Below are 20364 nucleotides of genomic sequence, written 5' to 3' on the forward strand. Positions count from 1 at the left end.
TTGAATGACTGAATTTATCTCTCTTTTGGGCCACTCTTTTGATCAGAGTCCTTGGCTCTTTATTACACTAAGCTTTATTTTTGCCGCCACCATAGGCAGTTTTTTAAATGTGGTGATTCACAGATTTCCTGTGATGATGAAACGGGAATGGCAGCAAGAATGTAATCAGTATTTACAGGAATACCACGAAGACATAGTCAAAATAATAGGCATAGATAATCTCAATACACCGATAGATAGCTTCCCCGAAAAATATAATCTTGTGGTGCCGGGCTCTGCTTGCCCTAAGTGCAAAACGGCGATTAAACCTTGGCATAATTTACCAGTATTCGGCTGGTTAATGCTCAAGGGAAAATGCGCAGCCTGTCACGCCCCCATTTCCGCCCGCTACCCAATAATTGAATTAATCACGGGGCTACTTGTTGCGACTTTAGCGTGGCACTTTGGTCCAAGCTGGCAATTTGTCTTTGCGAGCATACTGACATTTGTACTTGTCGCACTTACTGGTATCGATCTTGATGAGATGCTGCTCCCCGACCAAATGACGTTACCGTTACTTTGGCTCGGCTTGATCATCAATCTAAATCATACCTTTGCGAGCCCAACTGATGCCATTATCGGTGCGGCAGCAGGCTATTTAAGCTTATGGTCCATTTTTTGGCTATTTAAGATCCTCACTGGCAAGGAAGGCATGGGCTATGGGGACTTTAAACTGCTCGCCGTTTTCGGTGCTTGGCTCGGCTGGCAAATGCTGCCGCTGGTGATTTTACTTTCGTCCCTCGTTGGCGCAGTGGTTGGCATCGCCATGATTGTCAGTAAACGCCTCAAGCAAGGTAATCCCATCCCATTTGGGCCTTATATTGCTGCCGCAGGCTGGATAGCCCTAATATGGGGTCAACCTATAGTGGATTGGTACTTAAGTACGTTATAGAACAGGCTTCACTTAAGGATAACGGAACGTTCGCAAGCTCACTCACTTAACGCTTCGCTTACCGTAAGGGCGAAGCCCGTTCCGTAGACAGTAAGGACGAAGTCCGTCCTAGCAGCATAGCGTCCTTCATAGCTTTTAAGAGAGTTTTATGTCCAAATTTATTGTTGGTTTAACGGGTGGGATTGGTAGCGGTAAAACGACTGTCGCCAATTTATTCGCCGCAGAAGGCATTACCTTAGTCGACGCCGATATCGTTGCCCGCGACGTTGTCGCTCAGGGTTCAAAAGGGCTTGAGGTCATCGTTAGCCATTTTGGGTCTGAGATGTTAACGCCAGAAGGTGAACTCGATCGCGCCAAACTGCGGCAACGGATATTTAGCCACCCTGAAGAACGTGAATGGTTAAACCAGCTATTGCACCCCATGATCCGCCAAGAAATGCTAGCGCAGGTAGAAAAAGCAACCTCAGCCTATGTAATTATGGTCGTACCCTTGCTATTTGAGAACGGGTTAGATAGGTTAGTCAATCGGACTTTAGTGGTGGATATTTCGCCTGAGTTGCAAATCAGCCGCACCATAAAAAGGGACAATGTTGATGCATCTCAAGTAAATAACATCATTAACAGCCAATTGAGCCGCAGCGAAAAACTCGCCCGAGCCGACGACATTATTGATAATCAGGGAGAGATATCAGCCTTAAAACGAGAGGTGCTAGCATTGCACCAACGCTATTTACAACTATCTGGTACTCATAACGCCCATGACTGAATTAGTTTACGAACAGCCCCTAAACGAGAAAATTCGCAGCTACTTGCGGCTCGAATACCTCGATAAACAGCTGCAAAGTAACCTAAGCAATGACCACCAACATAGATGTTTTTATCCGCTGTTTTCCCTCTGTGAATTATCTGAACGCTGCGATTATCGCAATGAAGTATTAAAAGATATTGAGCGGCACTTGCTGCAACTCAGCAAATGGCAAGAATTAGATCACGTCGACCACCAGCAAATCAATATCTATATCAACGCCCTCACCCAAGCCCGCGAACCGTTACAAAAGCCTGAACGCTTCGGCAGCCAATTAAAACAAGACAAATTTATTTCCGCGCTACGACAACGCTTCGGCATGCCAGGTGCTTGCTGTAACTTCGACCTACCGCAACTGCATTATTGGTTATCTAAACCTTGGGAAGAAAAACAGCACGATTATCACTCTTGGATAGCGCATTTCGAACCTTTGCTTACCCCTATTACGTTACTACTTCAACTGACTCGTAGCACGTCCAATTACGACAATGCCGTTGCCCACGCAGGCTTTTATCAAGGTGACAGTGCCCAAGCACTTGCTTTGGTAAGGGTTAAAGTCGATGCTTCCCACGGGTGTTATCCTACGATTAGCGGCCATAAAAACCGTTTCGCTATCCATTTTGTACAGTTTGAACAACAACGCCACTCCGACCGTTCAATTGATTTCTTACTGGCTACCTGTGCATGAAGCCTTTACACTAATGGCCTGAAAGACATTAGTATTGGCGGCCGCTTTATCGCCGTTAACCAAGAGAACAATTATGCCATTGACCGTTAACTGCCCTATTTGCAAAGCCCCTGTCGAGTGGGTGCCACAATCTGCATTTAAACCTTTTTGCAGCGAGCGCTGTAAGTTGATCGATCTCGGCGATTGGGCGTCAGAAAAACACGTCATCCCAGTCAAAGCCGAGTTTGATCCAGAAGCATTTGATGAATTTGATCTCGATGAAGGCGATTTTTTTAAAGAGTAATTTTGGGTTTACACACGAATAACTCAGCTCAAGCCTTTAATGCACTTACTTTTACCCACTCATTAATCGATAAATATTATGACTAAACGCATCCATGTTGCCGTCGGCATTATTACTAACTCGGCCGGTGAAATTCTGTTGGCAAAACGCCCAGATCATTTACATCAAGGTGGAAAATGGGAATTTCCTGGTGGTAAGGTTGAGACAGGCGAAACTGTAACTCAGGCATTGATCCGTGAACTCAAAGAGGAAGTCGCACTCAATGTCACTGATAGTCAGCCATTTATGGCGTTGAGTTTCGACTATCCCGATAAACAAGTGCTACTCGATATCCATTCAGTCACAGAATTTAACGGCACAGCTCAAGGCCTCGAAGGTCAGCTTATCGCTTGGGTCACTAAAACCGACTTAACCAATTACGACTTCCCCGAGGCTAATAAGCCTATTCTTGAAAAAATTCTGGCTCAGTAATCCAGCCATTTACCTTGTCCTCTCAATGTGTTCTGTCCCCGAATCGCGATTCGGGGATGAACTTTTTCAATGCCTTAACTCCACAAAATAAGCAATTCTGTGATCGTTAAGCTTATAGATATTAGCAATGCGTGATCTTGCTTGCAGCAAATCAATTAATCGCTTTAATCGTATCCAGAATAATGTTTGAATCGAATTTCATTCTTTCTCTTCGATTTCGAGGGCGCATCATGCACAATAACGTTAAGGCATTCCTAGCCACTACCGCCTTATTTTTTAGTTGTCAGGTACTGGCCAATGGTGGCTGTGGATTTGAAGAACAACAACAGGGTTTAATTGCGACCTGCAGTGAGGAGAAACAAGAAGTGATTTTAACTGGCATAGTAGAAGCACAAAATTTAGTCACAGATCTCAATGAGTTTGCTGAAGGGTATAAAACCTATCAAGTCGATACCACTGCAATCACCCCGCTTAAAAGCATCACTGAACCTACAGAAATTGTAGTGATTATTGGTACTTGGTGCCCAGATTGTCACCGGGAAACGCCGCGCTTTATCCGTATTATGGAAGAAGTCGCTAATCCCAATATTAAAGTGACCTATATTGGTGTCGACCGAACGAAAAAAGATCCCGAAGGCTTAGCCGCAAAATACGACTTTACCCGCATTCCAACCTTTATTGTACTGCAGCAAGGTAAAGAAGTTGGCCGCATCGTAGAGCGCCCAACAGTTTCCTTAGAAAAAGATCTCGCCGATTTATTGAAATAATCGACACAGTACAAAGAATATACAAACAATAAAGGCCGCATCGCGGCCTTTAGTTTTTATCATGTTTTAATAAAATATTAGCCGACTTCGTCAATAATCCGCTGAGCTAACATCACTAAAACACCTTCACGTAATGCGCCGCCAGATAAGGCTAAATGCTCGATCCCCAGCAACTCAAACAAAGCCAATAGAATAGCGACACCCGCAGCAAAAGTCGGTGCTCGCTCACTGCAAAGCCCAACAATCCCCATTAAGCTAATATCTTCTTGAGCGAGGATCTCAGCCTTCAACTGAGTAAGCACATCGAGTGTGATAGTTTCAGATAACCCTCGGTGTAGTAACACTTCTACCACGGACTGTACAGCCCCGGAGGCACCAACGACACAATGCCAACCAAGATCACGTAGGGTTTGTCTATGCTCTGCTAATGCGATTAGTACTTGCTGCTTAGCATCATCGAAATCTAACTGCTGCAGCGGCAAACTGCTGAAAAATTGGCGATTATAAGTCACACTACCAAAGGGTAAACTGGTTTTGAACAGCACTTGATGCCCATCGCCAATGATAAACTCTGTACTCGCCCCACCGATATCAATAACCAAGCGACGGCCTTGACCACAAGTGGTCGCCACCATACCTTGATAGATAAGCTCTGCTTCACGCATACCAGAGATAATTTCGATCGGATGACCTAAGAGTGGCAATGCACGCTGATTAAACTCATCAGCATTGCTAATACAGCGAAGAGTTGCAGTTGCAATCACAGCAACATGGTTTGCTTCAATCTTATGTTGCACCAACATCTGGGCAAACATACTCAAACAGTCGAGGCCGCGCTGCATGACATCGGGGCTTAATTTGCCATCGTTGCCTATGCCTTCTGCGAGCCTCACCTTGCGTTTATATTTCGCAATAATATGCGGCTGACCACCACGCGTTTTGGCGATCAGCATATTAAAACTATTTGAGCCTAATGTTATAGCGGCATAAGCGGGTGTTGGCATTTACGAATGTCTACGTGTCCTATCATGACGAGGAGGGCGAGCACCACTGCGTTGAGCACCTGGGCGGCTTGCCCCTGAACGATCACGCAAGTTTCGAGTGCCGCTCGGGTGTTTACGGTGGATCTTCGCTGGCGTAGGAATATCGGCCAGTAAAGCTTCACTGTCGTAGTTACTTACTGGAATCGAATGATTGATATAGCTTTCGATTGCAGGCAAGTTCAATGCGTACTCTTCACAGGCAAAGCTTATCGACATGCCTTTGTTGCCCGCACGACCCGTACGACCGATTCGGTGAACATAGTCTTCGCAATCATCAGGTAAATCATAGTTATACACGTGTGAAACGTCAGAAATATGTAAACCGCGAGCCGCAACATCGGTAGCAACCAATATATCTAGCTGGCCACTGGTAAATTGCTCAAGGATACGAATACGCTTTTTCTGTGGCACATCACCCGTTAATAAACCCACACGATGTCCGTCACCTTCAAGCCAAGACCAAAGCGTTTCGCAACTGTGCTTAGTGTTGGAGAAAACGATGGCTTTTTCTGGCCAATCTTCTTCAATCAAGGTCAACAGCAAACGCATCTTCTCTTCTTGGGAAGGATAGAAGATTTCTTCTTTGATGTTTTTGGAGGTTTTTTCTTCGGGGGCGATTTCGACTTTAACGGGCTCATTCATATGATCATAAGCCAGCTCTTGTACTTTCATGGACAAGGTTGCCGAAAATAACATATTAAGACGTTGATTTGCCTCAGGCATACGTCTAAATAAAAAGCGAATATCTTTAATAAAACCAAGATCAAACATACGATCGGCTTCATCAAGTACCACAGCCTGAATTGAATTCAAGCCAATAATACCTTGGCGGACGTAGTCGATAATTCGACCCGTTGTACCAATCAAGATATCAACACCTTGATCTAATACTTTACGCTGCACATCGTAACTTTCACCGCCATAAACAATACCCACTTTTAAGTGTGTGTGCTTAGCGAGTAAAATCGCATCTTTGGCAATCTGAATCGCCAGTTCGCGAGTCGGGGCCATAATGATGGCGCGGGGCTGATTAATCAGTCGACCTTCAGGTATGGGAGTCGATAATAAATGATTAAACGTGGCGACCAAAAAGGCCATTGTCTTACCAGTGCCCGTTTGTGCTTGGCCTGCGATATCTTTTGATTGGAGTAATACAGGCAGTGATAACGCCTGGATCGGCGTACAAAATTCGAAGCCGTTCTCGGCAAGGGCCTGTTTAACCTCAGGATGTAGAGGTAGGTCGGCAAACCTTTGGGTAGATAGATGTGTTTCGCTCATAGCGCAAGCTTACCTGTTGAGGTTGCAATAAGATACTCGATCGTTTGAAATAGCCACATTATAAAAAGGTAACTTGAAAAGCTATTTTTCAGCCCCAATATACATGGTAAGCCATTAACAAACCAGCAATGGCACCCAAACTGGAGAACATCATGAGCGATAAAATTATATACCTGAGTGACGACAGCTTCGAAAACGACGTATTAAAGTCTGATTTGCCAGTATTGGTAGACTTCTGGGCCGAGTGGTGTGGTCCTTGTAAAATGATCGCTCCAATTTTAGACGATGTGTCTGAAGAATATGCAGGTCGCTTGACTATCGCTAAATTAAACGTTGACCAAAACAATGTTTCTCCAGCGAAATATGGCGTTCGTGGCATCCCAACTTTACTGCTATTCAAGAACGGCGAATTAGCCGCGACTAAAGTTGGCGCACTCTCAAAAACGCAATTGAAAGAGTTTATCGACGCTCAAATCTAATTTGACGTCGTAATGAGTGACCTCCGGCACAAGCTATAAATTAATTGTGCCGGAATTTCCCTAAATTTCTGGACGCCCCGCTTTGTTAGTGCTACTTTAATAACCAGATTCTTTCTAATAACCTCTTCTCGCTCGTCAATCACTATCCTGAATTACATCCTTACTGATTGATCGCGGTAAGCTTTGTCGCGTAACACAAGACCCCCAAAATGAACTTAACTGAATTAAAAGACACGCCGATTTCTGACCTAGTCTCGCTAGCTGAAAATATGAAGCTCGAAAATATGGCCCGCGCTCGCAAGCAGGACATTATTTTCTCAATCCTTAAAGCCCACGCAAAAAGTGGAGAAGACATTTTCGGTGGTGGGGTATTAGAAATACTCCAAGACGGTTTCGGCTTCTTACGCAGCTCAGACGGTTCTTATTTAGCTGGTCCAGATGACATCTATGTCTCACCAAGCCAAATTCGCCGCTTCAACATGCGAACGGGTGATACCATTTTTGGTAAAATTCGCCCACCAAAAGAAGGCGAGCGTTATTTTGCTCTATTGAAAGTCAACGAAGTTAACTTCGATAAACCAGAAAACTCCCGTAATAAAATCCTCTTTGAAAACTTAACCCCACTCCACGCAGAAGAGCGTATGCGTATGGAGCGCGGCAACGGCTCAACTGAAGATATTACCGCGCGTATTCTGGATTTATGCTCACCGATTGGTAAAGGTCAACGTGGTTTGATCGTTGCACCACCAAAAGCCGGTAAAACGCTATTACTTCAAGGTATTGCTCAAAGCATCAGCTACAACAACCCAGAAGTGGTATTGATGGTATTGCTGATCGACGAACGCCCAGAAGAAGTAACAGAGATGCAGCGCCTCGTTAAAGGCGAAGTTATCGCATCAACCTTCGATGAACCAGCCAGCCGTCACGTTCAAGTTGCCGAAATGGTGATTGAAAAAGCAAAACGTTTGGTTGAGCACAAGAAAGACGTCGTTATCTTACTCGATTCGATTACCCGTTTAGCCCGTGCTTATAACACTGTTATCCCATCATCGGGCAAAGTGTTAACGGGTGGTGTGGATGCTAACGCCCTGCACCGTCCAAAACGCTTCTTCGGTGCGGCACGTAACATCGAACACGGTGGCAGTTTGACCATTATCGCCACAGCCTTGGTAGATACGGGTTCTAAGATGGACGAAGTGATCTACGAAGAATTTAAAGGTACAGGTAACCAAGAGCTACATTTGTCACGTAAAGCGGCAGAAAAGCGTGTGTTCCCAGCCATTGACTTCAACCGCAGCGGTACCCGTCGTGAAGAAAAACTCACGACTCAAGAAGAACTGCAAAAAATGTGGATCCTGCGTAAGATCCTCAATCCTATGGATGAAGTCAGCGCAATGGAATTCTTAATCGATAAATTGGCGATGACCAAGACTAACGAAGAGTTCTTTACCGCCATGAAACGCACTAAGTCTTAAATCTCAGTGAATCTCTAAACTAAAAGCCGCATTATGCGGCTTTTTTGTTATCTAAGATTTTTTCACTGCTAATATTTTACTCAAGTTTTTACTCAGAGCCTGTGTTCGCTGCCGGAGCATTTCCCGTAGTAAGAGCACGACAGGCGTGACATGTTCACGTCCTGGGCACACTAAGTACAAATCGACGGGCTCCCCTTGATACTCAGGCAACAAACGTACTAATCGCCCTGAGATTAAGTCATCGGCCAGATCTAGACTCGACTTAAATACCAACCCTTTGCCAGCCACAGCCCAACGGCGGGCAATCTCGGCATCATTAGCACTACGATTGCCCGTGACACGCACTTTGAATTCTTGACCATCACGCCTAAATAGCCATTGATCGTGGGTGCGATCATCCAACTTATAAAACAAGCAATTATGCTCAACTAATTGTTCTAATGAATTAAGCACACCAAACTTGGCGAGATATTCAGGTGAGGCGCACAAGACACGATCAACACTACAGATAGGGAAAGCCACTTGGTTAGAATCCTGCGGTTTTCCATAGCGCACGGCGACATCAATTTTATCGTGGTAAAAACTGCTGATATTGTCGCCAAGGTGCAAGCGCACTTGCAGTTGAGGAAAATCGAGCAAAAACTCGTCTAGCCAAGGCACAAACAGATTACGACCAAAGTCTGAAGAAATCGAAAGGCTTAAGGTGCCAGATATTTTACCTTTATCACTGGCGATAGCTTGTTCGCCAAGCGCTAAATCGCTTAGCGCACGTCGGCAATGAATAAGATAACGTTCACCTTGCACAGTCAAACGTAAGCTGCGTGTCGTGCGGATAAATAAGCTAGTATCGAGCTGTTTTTCAAGCCGTTTTATTGCCGCGCTGGCAGAAGCGGCGGAGATATCCATCTCGGCTGCTGCGGCAGATATATTGCCGCAATCAGCGACTCGCACGAACAAAGCTAAATCATTAATTAGCATAATTATCAAAAATCCTTTGAAAAAATTACAAACTTTATCCTGTTTATCTCTTGGCTAATATTCCACACAATGGCTACACGATACAAGTACACTCAAATAAGTCGACTCCAGCAAGTACACCCAGAGGAATAAACATGAAAGCCATTGGTTACCAGACAGCAAGTGCAATCACAGCGCCAAATGCATTAGAAAACATCACGCTAGCCGAGCCAACTGCGACAGGTTTTGACCTTTTAGTGGAAATCAAAGCCATTTCTGTCAATCCGGTTGATACAAAAATCCGTGCATCTAGCTCTGCACCTGCAGGCGAATACAAAATTATCGGCTGGGATGCGGTCGGTGTCGTCAAAGCAGTTGGTGAGAAAGTCAGTCTTTTCAACGTTGGCGATGAAGTGTGGTATGCGGGCGATATCAGTCGCAGCGGAAGTTACGCAGAATATCAATTGGTTGATGAGCGAATTGTCGGCCATAAACCTAAAAGTTTAACCTATACCCAAGCCGCGGCATTACCTTTAACGGGGATTACAGCATGGGAGATTTTATTCGACCGTTTAGCTTTACCCCAAGATGGTTCGGCAACTGACGCCCGTATTTTAATTATCGGTGCGGCCGGCGGTGTGGGTTCAATCATCACTCAGCTTGCAGTAAAACTCACAGGTGCAGAAGTGATAGGCACTGCATCTCGTCCAGAATCCGCCGCTTGGGTGCACAAACTTGGTGCCGATGCTGTTATCGACCACACCAAGCCACTTTCACAGGAACTTGCGAATATTGGCATTACTGATGTGACCCATGTGATTAGCTTAACCCAAACCGATCAACATTTTGATGAAATAGTACAAGTGCTTAAGCCACAAGGAAAACTAGCATTAATCGATGATCCTAAGGGGCCATTAGATGTGATGAAACTTAAGCGTAAAAGCTTATCCTTACACTGGGAACTGATGTTTACCCGCAGCCTATATCAGACCGAGGATATGATTGCGCAACATCACTTACTCAACCGCTTAAGCGCCCTTATCGATACAGGCGAGTTACAGAGTACGTTCGGTGAACACTACGGCACCATTAATGCCCAAAACTTAATCAAAGCTCACGCTCAGATAGAGTCTGGCAAAGCGATCGGTAAAATTGTTTTAGAAGGTTTTAACCAATGAAAATAACAGTATTTGCCCAAATCATAGCGAATCAAGGCCAAAGCGATACGCTATTTAAGATACTCAAGCAACTCGTGACAGACACTCATACCGAGGCTGGCTGCATCGAATATAAACTGCATCACTCATTAGATGATGAAAATATCTTCTGGATGTACGAAATTTGGCAATCCCAAGCCGCACTGGATGAACATATGGCGAGTACGCACTTTCAAGCATTCGTCGCTCAAACCGCAGACATAATCAATCGAGCTGACATTCACAAAAGCTACGCCTGCTAATCAACAAAAAAGCGCCAAACACGTTGGCGCTTTTCATCATTTATCACTTATCGAATCAAAGTCATGGCCATCTTGCGGCGTAAATACGCGATTTGCTGCATGTGTGGCAAATCCTTAGGACAGTTGTCTTGGCAGCCGAGTAAAGTCATGCAGCCAAACACGCCATCCTGATTGCCAATCACATGGTAAAAATCCTCGGCAGTACGAGCGTCACGGCTATCCATCTCAAAACGAGCTATTTTCATCATGCCCACAGCGCCGACAAAAGTTTCACGCATTTGTTTAGTCGCACAGGCAGAAACACACACGCCACATTCAACACAGCGCTCTAGCTCATACAAACGCGCAGCTTCATCTGGATCCATAGGATCTTCAAGCCGATGCACGCTTATATCATTGGCCTTAGGGTGTAACCACAGCTTTAAGCGTTCGGCCAGTTCCCGCATAAACTTACCAGTATTAACCGAGAGATCACCAATCAACTCAAAACCTGGCAGCGGCATTAAGGTGATTTCGCCCTTAGGGTATTTGGCCGTTAAGGTGCGGCAAGCTAGCGTCGGGAAACCGTTGATCACCATAGCGCAGCTACCACAGATGCCAGCACGACAAACAAAGTCGAACTGCAATGAAGTGTCTTGTTCTTCCCTGAGTTTATTAAGGGCGATAAATACCGTCATCCCCGGCGTTTCGGTAAGCTGATAACGCACCATTTTCGGCTTATCGTTTGGCTCCTGCGGATCATAACGAAAGATATTAAAGGTTAACTGGCGACCTTGGCTCATTATGATTTTTCTCCTAACGCATTGGCAGATGGACTTTTTAAAGTATCACTTAAACGTTCATTATTGGGTTGTAAGCTCTCGGGTAATTCAAAGGGCATAAGAGCCCGCTGCCTTTGATAACGGTCAGCATCATCACCTAGCTCAGCTAAAATCTCGGCAATTTGCTGTTCACGCTTTTCGGTATCGGGATGCACTATGGCGTTGTTGATGCCATAACCACGATAACCCGGCGGGAGCTCCATCTTCATCACATCGAGTGCTTCGTAGTTAAGCACAGGTTCGAGTGCATCGGGATCAGGCCAGCTGGCCAGGGTGCGATTCAGCCAGTCTCGATCATTTCGCTGCGGATAATCCTCGCGAGCATGGGCACCACGACTCTCTGTTCGCGCTGCGGCCCCGCAGGCTACGGTTAGCGCCACTTTTAGCATACGCTTGACCCGCAGGGCTTCAACTAACTCGGGATTGGCGTGACGCTTTTTACACTTAAGTCCGAGTTTACACGAACGCTCGAGCAACACTTTTAGCTCGGCAACCGCTTTTTCAAGCTCGGGGCCATTACGGAAAATCCCCACATAATCCATCATGATGCGCTGCATTTCGCGCTTGAGTTCAAAGGCGCTCTCGTGACCATCACCCTCGACCAGCACATCGATTTCACTCTGCACCTGCTGCATAAACCGTTCAGCAAGCTGAGTGTCGATCTCAAGGCTATTGTTCTCACAAAAATCGGCGACATATTTACCAATAATCATGCCGCCAACCACGGTTTCGGCCAACGAATTACCGCCTAAACGGTTAAAGCCGTGCATGTCCCAACAAGCCGCCTCACCTACGCTAAATAAGCCTTTAAGCTGCGGACTTTCACCTGTGGCATTAGTCCGAATACCGCCCATAGAATAATGCTGAGTTGGGCGTACAGGGATCCAATCTTTAGCGGGATCGATGCCAAGGAAATTCTCACAAATTTCCTGTACTTCCCTAAGATTCGTTTCAATATGCTTGCGACCTAAAAGGGTAATATCTAGCCACAAATGCGGGCCATAAGGGCTATCAACGCCCTTACCTTTACGTATATGTTCGGTCATGCGACGCGATACTACATCCCGCGATGCCAACTCCTTTTTATCGGGCTCATAGTCAGGCATAAAGCGATAACCGTCTTTATCGCGCAATAAGCCGCCATCACCACGGCACCCTTCCGTTGTTAAAATGCCCACGGGAACAATGGCAGTGGGATGGAATTGTACCGCCTCCATATTGCCAAGCCTTGCCACGCCCGTTTCCAATGCCAACGCTTGGCCAATACCTTCGCAGATGATCGCATTGGTCGACACTTCATAAATTCGGCCATAACCACCAGTGGCTATCGTAGTGGACTTAGCCACATAGGCTCTAAGTTCACCCGTAATCAAACAACGAGCAATCACGCCATGACAACGCTTACCATCGTGAATAAGTGCCAAGGCTTCGATACGTTCATGGACGGGAATATCCATGGAAATCGCTTTGTTATCCATAGCGTATAACAGCGAATGACCTGTACCATCGGCGGTATAACAAGTGCGCCATTTTTTAGTACCGCCAAAGTCCCGCGCATTAATCAATCCATGGGCTTCCTGCGCCTCATGTAGCGTGACTTTTTGCGCATTGACTATCACTTCTCTTGGGCCAGCAGTCACCCGAGACCAAGGAACGCCCCAATTGGCCAGCTCACGTACTGCCTTAGGTGCACAATGGGCAAACATCCGTGCAACATCTTGATCGCAGCCCCAGTCGGAACCTTTTACCGTATCTTGAAAATGCACATCCTCATCATCGCCCATTCCCTTAACTGCATTGCCTAAACTCGCCTGCATCCCTCCTTGAGCGGCAGCAGAGTGGGAACGTTTTGCAGGAATGAGTGACAGAACTAAAGTGTCAAGCCCACGCTCTTTCGAAGCGATAGCGACCCTTAAGCCCGCGAGCCCAGCTCCTACCACCAATGAATCGGTATAAATCAGTTTCACGCCTGCTCCTTAATGGGGTCTATTGTTTTGTGCTGTTTTTTTATGTTCGACATTCTATTCACTGATTAACTTAATCATTGATTAAAAGCGGAATTAACTCGCGTAGGGTAAAAATGCCAGAAGTGAGGCGACACCAACAGTGACAAATAGCACGCTCACTATGGTCTTGATCTTACGTAATCGACTGCGGTTGTTGAGATCCCGCGCCGCACCCCATTTCAAAGCCACACGGTAAATGCCAATTGCTGCATGTAACTCCACAGTGAGCAGCAAAGGCAGATAAACCATCCAGACACCTTGATTCCAAATACGATCGGCGCTTCCCTGAGGGCCAATGGTTTCGGGAGCCGAGCCAATAAGCCACAAATGCACAGGCAACAGCAGTAAAATCACTACACCAGTAATGGCTTGCCAGCGCCACAAGCGAGTATCGCTGTGGTCGATCACTTGCATTTGTTGGTGCAGAGCCCTTTGCTGACGCAGACTCATGGGTAATTTTTGCAATGCCACTAACACGTGCACTAACGCCAAAATGGCAATACCAATGGCAATACAAGTCACTACCCAAGGATAACCGTGTCCATCAGCGGACAGAAAACTCAGCTCCATGGTGCGTGCCACCCAACTCATGGCATCCGCACCCAATAAAATCGATGACACTAACACTAAGTGGGTCCACAAAAAGACTGCGAGTATTACCCCTGACAAACTCTGGCTTAAATCCAGCCAAGCACTCCATTTTTTAATATTTAATTTGATCGCCATCCTATCGCCTCACGCCGTTGACCTTATCGAGCCAATCTCATTAAGTCTTATCGCAAACTAATATCGCTCACACATCCACACGAAAACGTGAGCCAGATCAATTGAGTGCTGAATAATTAACCTAATGCTTAATAATAGCAGTGAAACAAAATCCTGCTGCTGGCTTAAAGCCTACTCAGGTACGAAGGGCTGCACAGGAATATCGAGCTCGCTACCGATAAATAGATATGAAACAAGGCTCGCAGTCCCAAGGCATAGCAGATATATAATCAACACCTTAGCGACTTTTCGTAGACCTGAACGTTTAGTGGTTATGCCCCACTTTACCGCCACGCGATAGAGACCAATCATGGCGTGTACCACTACAGCGGGAAGTAACAGCGCATACAGCAACCAAGCATTATCGTGATAAACCCGCTCAGCCGATAAATGCGGGCCAATTTCGGGATTCAAAATCATAGTGAAGAGATGAACTGGAACGAGGAAAAATAAGATAAAGCCAGTGATCAGTTGCCAAAACCACGCATGGGTATCCTTATGCTTGATATTCCCCATGTGCGAACGCAGGGCTCGCCATTGCCCTAGCTGCGCCGGAAAACGCCGCAGCGCCACAGCAGCATGTACTATCACCACCAATAACATAAACACTGAAAACACTTTAGTGACTATAGGAAAACCATGTCCTGTGCTGCTAAACATTCCACCTTCAAGCAACTGAACGACCCGATAAAAAGCCTCTTTACCCAGCAAAATACTCGATTCAAAATGCATGTGTAATAGTAAAAAGCTGCCAAGTATAATCCCTGTCGCACTCTGCAGCCTATCAGCCTTAGCCGACCAAGGATGACCTAGCGGTGTACTCACCCTATTGTGAACTCGAGTTATGCTTGTCATCTTGAATTAACCTATGTCGTTTATCGTTGGCACCTCTTGGCAAACTACACCATAGCAGCAACTCAAATCAGGCTTGAGTGTCACAGATTTAAAGCGTGAGCCAACTCACCTGACGGAGTTAAACTCTTAGAAGATGATCACAAAAAACGTATCAAAACCAAACAAAGGTAAAACCAATTAACCAATACTTTTCATAGTGTTATATCAAATAATGAAACTGACAATTCGTTTTTTAACACCAATCCATACCCGCCAGCTAACCCCTTGTCTGTATAGACAAAAGCGTAATACCAGGATAGCCAGTCGTCGAACCTAAAGCCTAGTGATAACCAAACGACCTTACCTAAAGCGCTTTAAATTCCCGCTACATCCTGCATTTTGGGATAGTTTGGGTATACAATACCGCGATATTTTGAACCCTTAGTTTATGAACACTCAGTCACAGGATGCCCCCATGCCTTGGATCCAACTCCGTATAAACACCAATAGCGATGACGCTGAAACCATCAGCGACTTGCTCATGGAAGAAGGTTCAGTCTCTATCACCTTCGAAGACGGTAAAGATACCCCTATTTTTGAACCTAAATTAGGCGAAACCCCACTGTGGCGCGATACCGTGGTAGTGGCCTTATTCGATGCAGAAACCGATCTGACACCGACCATCGCCATGCTGAAAACCTTGCCTTTCCTCGGTGAGAACTTCAGCCATAAAGTCGAACAAATTGAAGATAAAGACTGGGTACGCGAATGGATGGATAACTTCCACCCAATCCAATTTGGCACACGTTTATGGATCTGCCCAAGCTGGCGCGAAATCCCTGATCCAACCGCAGTCAATGTGATCTTAGATCCGGGTCTTGCCTTCGGTACTGGCACTCATCCCACGACAGCACTGTGTTTAGAGTGGCTAGACAGCTTAGATTTAAGCGATGAAGAAGTGATCGATTTTGGCTGTGGTTCAGGCATCTTAGCCGTAGCCGCACTGAAACTGGGCGCAAAAAAAGTCACAGGTATCGATATCGACTATCAAGCCATCGACGCCTCGCGTGCCAACGCCGAGCGCAATGATGTCGCTGACAAGCTGGCGTTGTACTTACCAGAAGACCAACCCGCCGATCTCAAAGCCGACGTACTGGTCGCTAACATTCTTGCAGGCCCTCTGCGAGAATTAGCGCCTTTGATCGCAGAACGCGTAAAAACCGGTGGCAAACTTGCCCTTTCCGGTCTCCTCAAAGAACAAGCCCAAGAAATATCTGACTTTTATAGCCAATGGTTCGATATGGACGCAGCGGCTCACAAAGAAGATTGGAGTCGCTTGACAGGTAAGCGTAAATAGCGCTAAAGGGTGGCGCAACATGCGCCACCGCTGGCTTCCAACAATTTGACCTCTGACTTCTCGTCAATTAAAAGTCAAGAAAAAAAATTACCTCTAGGTCATTTATTGACCTTTTCACGGCCAACAAAAAGGGCTACTATAGCGCCCCTTTGAAGAGCTAAGGTGAAACATAAAATGCAGATTGGACCCTATCAACTGAACAATCAGCTGATCGTGGCACCAATGGCAGGTGTCACCGATCAAGCCTTCCGCAATCTTTGTCTTCGTTATGGCGCAGCCTTAGCGGTTTCCGAGATGCTTTCATCCAATCCCGAGGTTTGGGATACAGATAAAAGCCGCCAGCGCATGACGCATTCTGGCGAGGAAGGCATCCGCTCAGTGCAAATTGCAGGGGCTGATCCTGATTTAATGGCGCAAGCCGCCTTGTTCAATGTCGAACAAGGTGCTCACATCATTGATATCAACATGGGTTGCCCGGCGAAAAAAGTGAATAAAAAGCTGGCAGGCTCGGCGCTAATGCAAAATCCACCGCTGGTAAAAGAGATTTTACAAGCCGTGGTCGCCGCAGTGAACGTGCCTGTCACGTTAAAGATTCGCACCGGCTGGGAGCCAGAGCACAAGAATGGTGTTCAAATCGCCCAGATTGCAGAAGATTGTGGCATCGCCTCGCTCGCCGTTCACGGCCGCACGAGACAATGTATGTACAGAGGCAACGCCGAGTACGACACGATCAAAGCAATCAAACAGAATGTCTCGATTCCTGTTGTCGCCAATGGGGACATCGACAGTCCGGAGAAAGCCCGCTTTGTGCTGGAATACACCGGTGCCGATGCCTTGATGATAGGACGGGGTGCTCAAGGACGGCCTTGGATTTTCAGAGAAATCCAGCACTACTTGGAAACGGGTAATAAGCTAGCGCCCATTGAGGTTGCCGAACAGCGTCAAGTGATGCTGGAACACCTCACCAAACTGTATGACTTATATGGTGAATACAAGGGTATCCGCTTCGCCAGAAAACATATGGGATGGTACCTAGACCAAGAAGCTCAGCGCCAATTTAGGGCTGACTTTAATCGGCTGGAAACCGCTGCAGAACAGTATTCCCTCGTGGAATGTTATTTTGATGAATTAGTACAGAATTAATAAAGAGCAGAATAGAATGTTTGATCAGACAACTAACACAGAAGTTCACCAGCTTACCGTTGGCAAAATCGAAACAGCAAACGGCACTATCAAGCCCCAGTTATTACGTGACGCCGTCAAGCGTGCCGTAACTAACTTCTTCGCACAGTTGGACGGTCAGGAAGCACAAGAAGTTTATGAAATGGTGCTAAGCGAAGTTGAAGCGCCTCTGCTTGACATCATCATGCAACACACTCGTGGCAACCAAACCCGCGCAGCAAACATGCTAGGTATCAACCGTGGTACTCTGCGTAAAAAATTGAAAAAATACGGCATGAATTAATCCGCAAGGATTAAGCTGTTGTATTAAAAAGGGTTAATCAGAAATGATTAACCCTTTTTACATTTTGAACCCACTCCTGAACCCACAGTTAGTGATCTACTCGTATTAGAATTTATCTTACTTGCCCAGTACTCGTAATCTTTATAGAGTGCATTTATCAAAGGCTGCTGTGTATGTTCATGGGGGAAGAACTATTATTCAACGCAATGAACAAACAACTTGAGCTATATCGAAATTCGTATCCCACCTTCACACTTGAATAGGGTGATTTTATGGACTTGTTAGATAAGTATCAGCTTAAGGAATGGTGGCTTCAAGCTCTAACTGCAAGTCAAAGAAACCAAGTTGCTAACGACTATCGTCCTATGGGCTTACCAATTGGCGAAACTCCCTACCTATACCAAGATTTAGATAAAACTGACTCTAACAATGGATTCGGTAAACTAAGTCTTTTACTTACTCTTTCTTACATTGCTGGTGATGAAGCAAAGCATATTCTCCAAACCAAAGTAGAAAACGAGTTACTCCAGTGTTATACGGCACCTGATAGTAACCTGATTGATGTGCACCTAGCCCTTGCATCACTTATCAAGCATCACTACTCATTGAGAACAGCCCCAGAACATTATGAAAAAGCCAAAGAATTCTGCTTAATGCAAATATCTATCTCTAGTAAGTTGGTCAAAAAATTTCGTCATATCGAAAAACCTAAAGAACTAAAAAAACTACAGAACATAACGGGAATTAAAGATCCTTATTATGATGAACTTCAAATGCTGCCCTCCCATACAGGCTACAAGCAGTTAGCAATTATTCTTGAGAAAGAAGGCAATATTGAAGGTGCATTAAAACTCTCTAAACAAGCTCTAAAGCAAGGCTGGACAGATAATTATGAAAAACGAATAGATAAACTTAACCAAAAATTAGCGAAGTAAAAGAAGAACTAGACCACTGAAGTTAACAATGAATAAAACTGCTGAGCATGCTAACGCAACTGGCCTAACATTTAATATTTGCCGATGGAAGGTGGTTACGTATAAGAGCATCAGCGCTTTGATTAGGGATGTTGATAGCATCGTATCTCCCTTGTTAAAACAGTAAGCCTTATCCCTTTCTAATGAAAATTAATCTAAAGTTGCTCGTTCAGTTGTGTTTCGTTAATGATGAAAATTGAAGCAAATTCAAGGCTCATACTGGACTTTAGTTATGGCAGTAAGGCTAGTCTACCCAGTGTTTGAGCCGCCCAAGAATATCTCAGGAGAACACTCATCCCTCGAACCATTAGCAGTTGATTATAATGATGTGCTGTTCAGCCAACTACGGGGTCTGCAACACCTCACTGAGTCCAAAATATAATAATAAACCAAACCCCTCATATCGCTCTAACCATTCCAGCAGCAATATCAACTCATATTAATAATCCCGAGTGTAAATTTGCTACATCCAAACTAAGTCAGCTCTCGCTACTCCTTAAGCGATATCTCTCAGTATAGACTGTGACATCAACTGCAAATCCTGACTATTTTAGTCGGGTTTAGTTGCCACGATTAAAAGCTGCAAATAATATGAATGTAATTTTATTGCTGCTCTGGAGCTACTCATGTCTGCTACTTCTGTCTCAAAAGATGCACAACTCCCACCCCATGGGTTTAATTCTCAACACAATCATTGGCTAGAACGAAAAATAGGTGAACTAGTGGCAGAAGACTTTCGCCGCGCACATGTGTTTAGTCAATTTGGTATCGATTTTTGTTGTGGCGGGGGTAAATCACTGGCAGTCGCCTGTGAGCGTGCAGATGTAGATCCCGCAAAAGTGGTTGCTGCGCTGAATGCCGCAACACTTACCGGTAGCAAAGAAGATGAATTAAATCAATTACCCTTAGATCAACTTATCGAATATATAGAATCAACGCACCATCAATACGTGCGCGAAAAAGCCCCTTTATTAGTCGAATATTCCGAAAAGATGATTCGCGCTCACGGTGAGCACTATGCCGAAATCGTTCCCTTTGCGGGTTGGGTACGAGCCTTAGTTGAAGACTTAATGCCACATTTAATGAAGGAAGAAAAAATACTGTTTCCGGCGATCCGCGCCATGAGTCATGGAGAGCAGGTTGAGGCTTGCTTTGGCCATATTGGCAACCCCATCAATGCGATGCAACATGAGCATGAAGAAGTCGGTTTGATTTTGCAAAAATTACACGAGCTCACTAACGACTTCACACCACCTGAATATGCGTGCACTACATGGCGTGTTTGTTATGCCACTCTGGCGGAATTTGAGGCGGACTTACATCAGCATATTCACTTAGAAAACAATATTCTTTTTCCTAAGGCATTGGTTCTGAATCAATAATTGATTAAATGTTTATCCCGTAGCGGCTCCAAATTACAGATTTTCCGCTTAACCTTGAGGCCAGACCTAAGTCTGGCCTTTCAATTGTTGACGTGCTACAACAAGTCATGTGTCGCTGACGGAT

General features: G+C 45.4%; 22 protein-coding genes. 15 read left to right on the forward strand and 7 right to left on the reverse strand.

Annotation, left to right across the window (positions count from 1 at the left end; translation table 11 throughout):
* Positions 1–4: 4 nt before the first annotated feature.
* The 6 genes from ACHA99_RS17780 (at position 5) to ACHA99_RS17805 (ending at position 3945) form a co-directional block, all read left to right on the forward strand.
* On the forward strand, positions 5–931 hold the full coding sequence (locus ACHA99_RS17780) for a prepilin peptidase (RefSeq protein WP_393944174.1): 927 nt from the start codon (positions 5–7) through the stop codon (positions 929–931).
* 148 nt (positions 932–1079) lie between these two features.
* Entirely contained in the window at positions 1080–1697 is a 618-nt protein-coding gene (coaE, locus tag ACHA99_RS17785) for a dephospho-CoA kinase (protein WP_393944176.1), read from the forward strand.
* Positions 1690–2424, forward strand: coding sequence for a cell division protein ZapD (gene zapD, locus ACHA99_RS17790; protein WP_393944178.1), 735 nt, complete (start codon positions 1690–1692; stop codon positions 2422–2424). The genes coaE and zapD overlap by 8 nt, the downstream gene beginning before the upstream one ends.
* 73 nt (positions 2425–2497) lie before the next feature.
* Positions 2498–2707: a DNA gyrase inhibitor YacG gene (gene yacG, locus ACHA99_RS17795; RefSeq protein ID WP_006083355.1), complete on the forward strand. Its 210-nt coding sequence runs from the start codon at positions 2498–2500 to the stop codon at positions 2705–2707.
* A 78-nt stretch (positions 2708–2785) separates the two neighbouring features.
* Positions 2786–3178: an 8-oxo-dGTP diphosphatase MutT gene (gene mutT, locus ACHA99_RS17800; RefSeq protein WP_131523409.1), complete on the forward strand. Its 393-nt coding sequence runs from the start codon at positions 2786–2788 to the stop codon at positions 3176–3178.
* 230 nt (positions 3179–3408) lie between these two features.
* A complete protein-coding gene (locus ACHA99_RS17805; RefSeq protein WP_263186435.1) occupies positions 3409–3945 on the forward strand; it encodes a thioredoxin family protein in 537 nt (178 codons plus the stop codon).
* A 77-nt stretch (positions 3946–4022) separates the two neighbouring features.
* On the opposite strand, the gene ACHA99_RS17810 is transcribed toward ACHA99_RS17805, so the two are convergent.
* Both ACHA99_RS17810 and rhlB read right to left on the reverse strand, forming a co-directional pair.
* A complete protein-coding gene (locus ACHA99_RS17810) occupies positions 4023–4949 on the reverse strand; it encodes an exopolyphosphatase (protein ID WP_393944181.1) in 927 nt (308 codons plus the stop codon).
* Entirely contained in the window at positions 4950–6266 is a 1317-nt protein-coding gene (gene rhlB, locus ACHA99_RS17815; protein ID WP_063884693.1) for an ATP-dependent RNA helicase RhlB, read from the reverse strand.
* A 152-nt stretch (positions 6267–6418) separates the two neighbouring features.
* On the opposite strand from rhlB, the gene trxA reads away from it, so the two are divergent.
* Together trxA and rho are read left to right on the forward strand one after the other, a co-directional pair.
* Complete coding sequence (gene trxA, locus ACHA99_RS17820) at positions 6419–6745, forward strand: thioredoxin TrxA (RefSeq protein WP_105250415.1); 327 nt, start codon at positions 6419–6421, stop codon at positions 6743–6745.
* 209 nt (positions 6746–6954) lie between these two features.
* A complete protein-coding gene (gene rho / locus ACHA99_RS17825) occupies positions 6955–8220 on the forward strand; it encodes a transcription termination factor Rho (RefSeq protein WP_011787892.1) in 1266 nt (421 codons plus the stop codon).
* 51 nt (positions 8221–8271) lie between these two features.
* Here the strand turns inward: rho and ACHA99_RS17830 are convergent, their stop codons facing one another.
* On the reverse strand, positions 8272–9198 hold the full coding sequence (locus tag ACHA99_RS17830; protein WP_393944184.1) for a LysR family transcriptional regulator: 927 nt from the start codon (positions 9196–9198) through the stop codon (positions 8272–8274).
* A gap of 134 nt (positions 9199–9332) precedes the next feature.
* Here ACHA99_RS17830 and ACHA99_RS17835 point away from each other — a divergent pair, with 134 nt between their 5' ends.
* Positions 9333–10355, forward strand: a complete 1023-nt coding sequence (locus ACHA99_RS17835; RefSeq protein WP_173247891.1) for a zinc-binding alcohol dehydrogenase family protein — start codon at positions 9333–9335, stop codon at positions 10353–10355.
* On the forward strand, positions 10352–10636 hold the full coding sequence (locus tag ACHA99_RS17840) for a putative quinol monooxygenase (protein ID WP_168825853.1): 285 nt from the start codon (positions 10352–10354) through the stop codon (positions 10634–10636). The genes ACHA99_RS17835 and ACHA99_RS17840 overlap by 4 nt, the downstream gene beginning before the upstream one ends.
* A gap of 47 nt (positions 10637–10683) precedes the next feature.
* Here the strand turns inward: ACHA99_RS17840 and ACHA99_RS17845 are convergent, their stop codons facing one another.
* The 4 genes from ACHA99_RS17845 to ACHA99_RS17860 all read right to left on the reverse strand — a co-directional run bounded on the left by ACHA99_RS17845 (position 10684) and on the right by ACHA99_RS17860 (position 15083).
* Positions 10684–11418 carry a fumarate reductase iron-sulfur subunit gene (locus ACHA99_RS17845; RefSeq protein WP_105250423.1) on the reverse strand — a complete coding sequence of 245 codons (735 nt, stop codon included), beginning with the start codon at positions 11416–11418 and terminating at the stop codon, positions 10684–10686.
* Positions 11418–13424 (reverse strand): fumarate reductase flavoprotein subunit, encoded by a 2007-nt coding sequence (locus tag ACHA99_RS17850; RefSeq protein WP_393944187.1) that lies wholly within the window; start codon positions 13422–13424, stop codon positions 11418–11420. Before ACHA99_RS17850 ends, ACHA99_RS17845 begins: the two co-directional genes overlap by 1 nt.
* A 93-nt stretch (positions 13425–13517) precedes the next feature.
* Positions 13518–14189, reverse strand: coding sequence for a fumarate reductase cytochrome b subunit (locus ACHA99_RS17855; protein WP_263183125.1), 672 nt, complete (start codon positions 14187–14189; stop codon positions 13518–13520).
* A 171-nt stretch (positions 14190–14360) separates the two neighbouring features.
* Positions 14361–15083 (reverse strand): fumarate reductase cytochrome b subunit, encoded by a 723-nt coding sequence (locus ACHA99_RS17860; protein WP_393944189.1) that lies wholly within the window; start codon positions 15081–15083, stop codon positions 14361–14363.
* A 454-nt stretch (positions 15084–15537) separates the two neighbouring features.
* Here ACHA99_RS17860 and prmA point away from each other — a divergent pair, with 454 nt between their 5' ends.
* The 5 genes from prmA to ric all read left to right on the forward strand — a co-directional run bounded on the left by prmA (position 15538) and on the right by ric (position 20240).
* A complete protein-coding gene (gene prmA, locus ACHA99_RS17865; protein ID WP_105250427.1) occupies positions 15538–16419 on the forward strand; it encodes a 50S ribosomal protein L11 methyltransferase in 882 nt (293 codons plus the stop codon).
* A 174-nt stretch (positions 16420–16593) separates the two neighbouring features.
* The gene (gene dusB, locus ACHA99_RS17870; RefSeq protein ID WP_105250428.1) at positions 16594–17562 is read left to right on the forward strand and encodes a tRNA dihydrouridine synthase DusB; all 969 of its coding nucleotides are present in this window, start codon (positions 16594–16596) and stop codon (positions 17560–17562) included.
* 16 nt (positions 17563–17578) lie between these two features.
* Entirely contained in the window at positions 17579–17884 is a 306-nt protein-coding gene (gene fis, locus ACHA99_RS17875; RefSeq protein ID WP_006083371.1) for a DNA-binding transcriptional regulator Fis, read from the forward strand.
* A 272-nt stretch (positions 17885–18156) separates the two neighbouring features.
* The gene (locus ACHA99_RS17880) at positions 18157–18819 is read left to right on the forward strand and encodes a hypothetical protein (protein WP_393944192.1); all 663 of its coding nucleotides are present in this window, start codon (positions 18157–18159) and stop codon (positions 18817–18819) included.
* A gap of 665 nt (positions 18820–19484) precedes the next feature.
* On the forward strand, positions 19485–20240 hold the full coding sequence (gene ric, locus ACHA99_RS17885) for an iron-sulfur cluster repair di-iron protein (RefSeq protein WP_393944194.1): 756 nt from the start codon (positions 19485–19487) through the stop codon (positions 20238–20240).
* The last annotated feature ends 124 nt before the right edge of the window (positions 20241–20364 follow it).

It is taken from the genome of Shewanella sp. S23-S33 (genome assembly GCF_043359565.1).
In the GTDB taxonomy this organism is placed as follows: Bacteria; Pseudomonadota; Gammaproteobacteria; order Enterobacterales; family Shewanellaceae; genus Shewanella; species Shewanella oncorhynchi.